Source organism: Mycobacterium sp., from assembly GCF_040509115.1.
Lineage (GTDB): Bacteria > Actinomycetota > Actinomycetes > Mycobacteriales > Mycobacteriaceae > Mycobacterium.
The window spans coordinates 1-5,508 of sequence record NZ_JBEVLO010000274.1 but is presented as its reverse complement, the minus strand read 5'-3'; the positions used below and the strand labels follow the sequence as shown (position 1 = coordinate 5,508).

The window sequence follows — 5,508 nt, the reverse complement described above, 5'->3', positions numbered from 1 at the left end:
AGCAGGTCGTGCTCGATGAGGAGGCTGATGATCCCCGGGCCGCCCTCGCAGAGCACGCGCCGCAGTCCCCGTTCGGCCAACGTGGCCAGGACGACCCCGACGTCGACCCGGTCGGCGTGGGCACCGGAGGCGTCGATCACCTCGGCCACCGCGGCGAACCGTCCCCGCGCGTCCTCGACGGTGTCGCGGCACGTGACGATCAGCGGGGGCACCTCGGTGCGGGTGAAGATCTTGGCGTCGTGCTCGAAGTCGGCGCCGTGGGTGATGACGGCAATCGGCGGCAGCTCGGCCTGTCCCCGGCTCTGTCGTTCCCGGCGCTCGGCCACCGACATCTGCGCGCCGGAGTAGTTCTCGATGCGCACGGTCGACGCGCCGACCAGGATGACGTCGGCCTCCTGTCGCATACGCGAGAACAGCGCCTTGTCTCCCCGGCCGGCGAGGCCGCCCGACTTGCCGTCGTCGGTGGCGCCGCCGTCGAGGCTGGCGATCATGTTGGCGCGCACCCAGCAGCGGCTCAGGCCGTCGGGGTAGGCGTAGAACGCGGCGAGTCGGGGATCGTCGGCGTCGAAGACGCCGCCGACCTGGCCCAACTCTGTGAGCTCTGTCGCAGCGTCGGGATCGGGCACGTTCTCCATTGAACACGCCGATACAGTTCCTGCATGTCCGGGGCCAGCACTGTCGCTCATCTGACCGATCGTCATCCGAAGGTGACGCCCGAGCGTCTGGTGGCTGGTCTGGTGCCACCTCCGACGTTCGCCGACGTCAGCTTCGAGACCTACCGGCCCGATCCGGCGGAACCGTCGCAGACGGCGGCAGTGCAGTCGTGCCGCCAGTTCTGTGAGCAGGCGGTGCAGCGGCGGGCGGGCAAGAAGAAGATGTTCGGCAAGCGGGAGGTGCTTCCCGGGGTCGGGGTGTATCTCGATGGTGGCTTCGGCGTCGGCAAGACGCACCTGTTGGCGTCGACGTACTACGCGTTGTCGGCGGCTGGTGCGGAATCCCAGCAGAAGTCGGCGTTCGCGACGTTCGGTGAGTTGACCCAGCTGGCGGGGGTGTTCGGCTTCGTCGAGTGCATCGAGTTGCTATCCAATTATGTGGTGGTGTGCATCGACGAGTTCGAGCTCGACGATCCGGGCAACACGACGCTGATCTCGCGGCTGCTCTCGGCGTTGGTCGAGCGGGGGGTGTCGATCGCGGCGACGTCGAACACGTTGCCCGAGCAACTGGGCGAGGGCAGGTTCGCGGCGCAGGACTTCATGCGTGAGATCGCGGCTCTCGCAAGCATTTTCACGACGGTTCGGATCGAGGGTCCGGATTACCGGCATCGTGATCTGCCGCCTGCCCCGATGCCACCGTCCGACGACGAGGTGCGCGCCGAGGCCGCCGACGTGACGGGGGCGACGCTGGACGACTTCGACGCACTGTGTGCGCATCTGGCGACGATGCATCCGTCGCGGTATCTGGCGTTGATCGAGGGCGTGAAGGAGGTGTTCATCACGGGGGTGCATCCGCTCGAGGATCAGAGCGTGGCGTTGCGGTTGGTGGCGCTGACCGACCGGTTGTACGACGCGGGCATCCCGGTGGTGGCGTCGGGGTCGAAGCTGGACACGGTGTTCAGCGAGGAGATGCTGGCAGGCGGCTTCCGCAAGAAGTATCTGCGGGCGACGTCGCGTCTGCTGGCCTTGACGGCCGCGGGGCAGGAGTAGTCAGAGCGGGCGAACCATCACGTAGTCGTTCTCGACGTGGTCGCCAAGCCGGAACGTCTTGGTGCCCGCGACGGTGAAACCGTGTTTGCCGTAAAACCGTTGGGCGCGTTGATTTTCCTGGTTGACGCCGAGCCATATGCAGGCGGCGGGTAGGGACTGGGCGCGGACGATGGCGGCGGTCATCAACGCTGCGGCGACGCCTGCGCCGTGACCGTCGGGTAGGACGTACATCTTGGAGAGTTCGATGGCGGGTCGCGCCGTGACGGCCTTCTGCACGTCGGCGTCGTCGGGGACGCCGCGAATCAGCATGGCGTAGCCCACGATTCGGCCGTCGTCGCGGGCGGCGAGCAGGGTACGGCTGGCGTCGCCGAGGTAGGCGCGCAACCGTGGCACGGACAGGTTCTCGGCGATGAAGGCCGCCACGTTGTCGGGTGTCACCGACGGGGGACAAGCCAGCGGGAAGGTGAGCGCGGCGACGTCGGCGAGTTCGGGCAGGTCGGCCTCGACGGCCGGGGTTACGACAGTGGGCATACAGCGTCGGTTAGACGTTCCACTGGGCGTCGGTTAGACGTTCCACTGGGCCAGGTGGGTGCCGGTGATCTTGTCGAGCAGCACGACGTTGGTGACGAGGTCGCGGTAGCAGTCCCACCAGACTCCGCCCGTGACGGTGGCGCCGGGGGGAGCGTTCTGCAGCGCGCTCCGCAGGTCGTCTGGTCCGTCGCTGGCGTGGGCTTCGTAGGCGTCCCCGGTGGGTGTCACGCCACGGAAGTTGAACACGATCGACGTGATGTAGGGGTTGGGCGCCTCGATCACGTGGACGGTGATGTTGCCGCGGTAGATCTGGTAGCGCGGTGGGTACGGCCCGCGGCCGAAGCCAGGGGGTTCGTCGGTGGGGTCGATGTTGGTGACCGTGACGTCGGCGACGATGCCCATGTAGTCGACGCGTAGGACGTCGCCGAGTCGGCCGATCGGTGCGGTGACCGCAGAGGCGGTCGGCGCGAGGACTCCCGCCATCACGGTCATCCCAGCAACCAGGAGCACCCACCACCGACGCATGCCTGGCATGATTCCACACGGCGTGGTGGCGACGGGGGCGATCCGGGTCAGGAGGCCCAGGGGCCGAGGCCGCCGACCTTTTCGATGCGGATGCGGGTCAGCAGTCCGTCGGGCGCGTTGGGCGGCGGGAAGTGCTCGCTGGACCCGAGAAGCGCCTCAGCCAACTCGGTGAGCAGTTCGGGTGCGCCGCCTTCGACGATCCTCGCCGTCCCAGTGACCGACAGGTACGGCGCCTGCTGCCCGGGGGGCGTTGGTCCGATGATCGTGACGGCGACCCGGCCGTCGCGGCGGATGTTGCGGGTCTTCTTGTACTCGGTGAGGTGGGCGCTGACGAGTTCGTCGCCGTCGGGCGTCGATTGCAGTGCCACCCAGACCACCGAGACCTGGGGGCTGCCGTCGGGGTTGATGGTGACCAGGGTGGCGTTGGCGCCGGCGCCGATGAGGGCGCGGGCGGATTCGTCGAGTTCCATGAACTTGTTCTACCGCCGGTGGCGGTTCTTCATTCCCTGGAACGCCGAATTCACTGGCCGGTGATGGATTGCAGTGCTGCGAGGATCTCGGCTTCGATGGGTTGCTTCGCGATGCCGAGGCCGTGCAGCGGGCCGCCCGGCTCCTCGTTCTCCAGCAGTGACAGCAGAATGTGTTCGGTGCCGATGTAGTTGTGCCCCAAGCGAAGTGCCTCCCGGAAGGTCACCTCGAGGACTTTCTTCGCGGCGCCGTTGAAGGGTATGAGTGCGGGCACTAGGTCGGCGTGAGGCGGAAGCGGCGCGGCGGCTGCGGCGGCGTCGGCGGTGACGCCGTGTCCGATCAGGAGTCGGGCGGCGATCGAGTCGGGATCGGCGAACAGCGCGAGGAGCAGATGAGCCGGTTGGATCTCGTCGTTGCCTGCGGCGTGGGCCTTGTTCTGGGATTCGACGACGACGTTGCGTGCGCGCGGCGTGAAGCGGCTGAAGCCGTCGCCCGATTCCAGTGGGTTGGTCTCGGTCTTGGGGACGAAGCGTTTCTGGGCGGCCTGCTTGGTGACGCCCATGCACTTGCCGATCTCGGTCCACGAGGCGCCGGAGCGGCGGGCCTGGTCGACGAAGTGGCCGATGAGGTGGTCGGCGACCTCGCCGAGTGCCTCGGCGGTGAGCATGGCGTCCGTCAACTGGTCGAGGGGCTCGTCGTGCACCGTCTTGATGGCGTTGATGAGTTCGTCGAGTCGAACCGGGTGGGTGATCTTGGTGGGGGTGCTCATGCGTCAACCGTAGGTTGACGCATCGCAATCGTCAACCATGGGTTGACGCATGGTGCTAGCCGCGCGGGTATCCGCGGCGCACCGTGCGGTCGAGGATTCCCAGCGTCGCACGCAACGCACCCTCGGAGATGACGGGGAAGATGCCAGCCTCGCGCCAATGCTGGTGAATGTCCGACCAGTCGTAGAACGAGGTGACCAGCGTGCCGTCACCGTCGGACGCCAGGCGGTAGCCGAACACGTGGCCGATCTCGGGACGAATCTGCCCCCGAATCGTCCAGGCGATCAACGCGTCCTGCTCGAACTCGGTGATCGACACCGTCACGTCGTATCTCCCGAGCGGGAAGTCGTTGAGCGCCTCGCGGTCCATGTGCACGACGAAGCTGTCCCCGGCCGCGGTGACCGGCTCGCCGTCGGCGTCCTGCAGCATGCCCGACGCGTCGATGGCGACGTGGCCCTGGGGATCGCACAGCACGGCGAACACGTCCGCCGCGGGAGCGGGGATGGTGCGCTGGACTTCGATGAGATCGGTCATCGATCGATCGTGTCAGACGCGATGGTCGGGGAGGTCAGATCGCCGACTGGCGTCAGGGCGGCGGTGCCTGTCCGGATGCCGCCGCATTGGCGTTGATCTGGGCCATCAAGGCCCGCAGCTGCAACCCCGCCAGGAGGGGCGAGGTCATGGGGGTCGGCGCGGCGCCGTCGGTGAGCTGCCACGGCTGGCACCCGTTGGTCTTGAACGACTGATCTCCCGCGTCGATCTGCACCGTCTGCGGCTTCTTGCTCAGTGCATTGTCCAGGGTGGTGCCGTCGGCGCCGCTGCGCTTCCAGAAGCAGGTGCCGTCGCCGACGGGTCCGGCGGACGCGTACACGCCAGGGACGATGTCGGTGCCGACGGCGAAGGTCCCGTCGGTGTCGATCGTGGTCTTGGGGGCGGCGGCCGGGGTCGGTGCGCCGGGGGTCGGGGCGGCGGCCGGGGCCGGTGCGCCGGGTGTCGGGGTGACGGGCGCCGGTGCAGCGGGGTCGGCGGGTGCAGGCGTCGTCGGATCAGCACTTGCGAGGGCCGGAACGCCGCTGAACGCGATGGCGGCCAGCACGGCGGCGCCAGCGGTCCGCGTCATCCACATGGGGGACAGCTTAGACGGCCTAGGGAAGATAGTCAGCCTCGGCGGGGTACCGGCAGTGTTCAGGCGACGACGCTGAGATGCGGTTCGTCGTCACGGACGACCTCGTGGGTCAGGGCGACGGCACCTGCTTCGGCGAGGGCGACGACGAGCAGTGGCCACGCGGCGCCTGCCGCAACGGCCAACAGGTTGGGGTGTGGTGCGGGTTGGCGCTTGTCCTGCAGTCGCGATCCGAGGAACGCAACGAGGGCCGTGGTCAGTGCCCAACCACCCAGATAGCCGTAAAACAGTGCAGCCGCCACGGGACCCCTCACGTATTCGCTACGGGCAAAGTTACCATCGATCGCCGTCAATTGGGACGACCGCAAGCGTCCGTTCCATCTCGTTTGAG

Annotated in this window: 9 protein-coding genes; 1 reads left to right on the top strand and 8 read right to left on the bottom strand. The window is 67.8% G+C overall.

Features of this window, described 5'->3' with window-relative positions:
* A partial coding sequence (locus ABW137_RS18435) for a pyrimidine reductase family protein (protein WP_526402560.1) occupies positions 1-635 on the bottom strand: 635 nt, incomplete at its 3' end.
* A 24-nt stretch (positions 636-659) separates the two neighbouring features.
* On the opposite strand from ABW137_RS18435, the gene zapE reads away from it, so the two are divergent.
* Positions 660-1,703 (top strand): cell division protein ZapE, encoded by a 1,044-nt coding sequence (zapE, locus tag ABW137_RS18430; protein ID WP_526402558.1) that lies wholly within the window; start codon positions 660-662, stop codon positions 1,701-1,703.
* Here the strand turns inward: zapE and ABW137_RS18425 are convergent, their stop codons facing one another.
* Genes ABW137_RS18425 through ABW137_RS18395 form a run of 7 tightly spaced genes read right to left on the bottom strand, consistent with a single transcriptional unit; the run spans position 1,704 to position 5,419 of the window.
* Positions 1,704-2,234 carry a GNAT family N-acetyltransferase gene (locus ABW137_RS18425; protein ID WP_526402556.1) on the bottom strand — a complete coding sequence of 177 codons (531 nt, stop codon included), beginning with the start codon at positions 2,232-2,234 and terminating at the stop codon, positions 1,704-1,706.
* Positions 2,235-2,267: 33 nt separating this feature from the next.
* Positions 2,268-2,759, bottom strand: a complete 492-nt coding sequence (locus tag ABW137_RS18420) for a hypothetical protein (RefSeq protein WP_526402554.1) — start codon at positions 2,757-2,759, stop codon at positions 2,268-2,270.
* 47 nt (positions 2,760-2,806) lie between these two features.
* Complete coding sequence (locus ABW137_RS18415; RefSeq protein ID WP_526402552.1) at positions 2,807-3,229, bottom strand: PPOX class F420-dependent oxidoreductase; 423 nt, start codon at positions 3,227-3,229, stop codon at positions 2,807-2,809.
* 50 nt (positions 3,230-3,279) lie between these two features.
* On the bottom strand, positions 3,280-3,996 hold the full coding sequence (locus ABW137_RS18410) for a Clp protease N-terminal domain-containing protein (RefSeq protein ID WP_526402550.1): 717 nt from the start codon (positions 3,994-3,996) through the stop codon (positions 3,280-3,282).
* A 55-nt stretch (positions 3,997-4,051) separates the two neighbouring features.
* The gene (locus ABW137_RS18405) at positions 4,052-4,528 is read right to left on the bottom strand and encodes an SRPBCC family protein (protein WP_526402548.1); all 477 of its coding nucleotides are present in this window, start codon (positions 4,526-4,528) and stop codon (positions 4,052-4,054) included.
* Positions 4,529-4,580: 52 nt separating this feature from the next.
* Entirely contained in the window at positions 4,581-5,120 is a 540-nt protein-coding gene (locus ABW137_RS18400) for an Rv1352/Rv1906c domain-containing protein (protein WP_526402546.1), read from the bottom strand.
* Positions 5,121-5,179: 59 nt separating this feature from the next.
* Complete coding sequence (locus ABW137_RS18395; protein WP_526402544.1) at positions 5,180-5,419, bottom strand: hypothetical protein; 240 nt, start codon at positions 5,417-5,419, stop codon at positions 5,180-5,182.
* Positions 5,420-5,508: the final 89 nt, after the last annotated feature.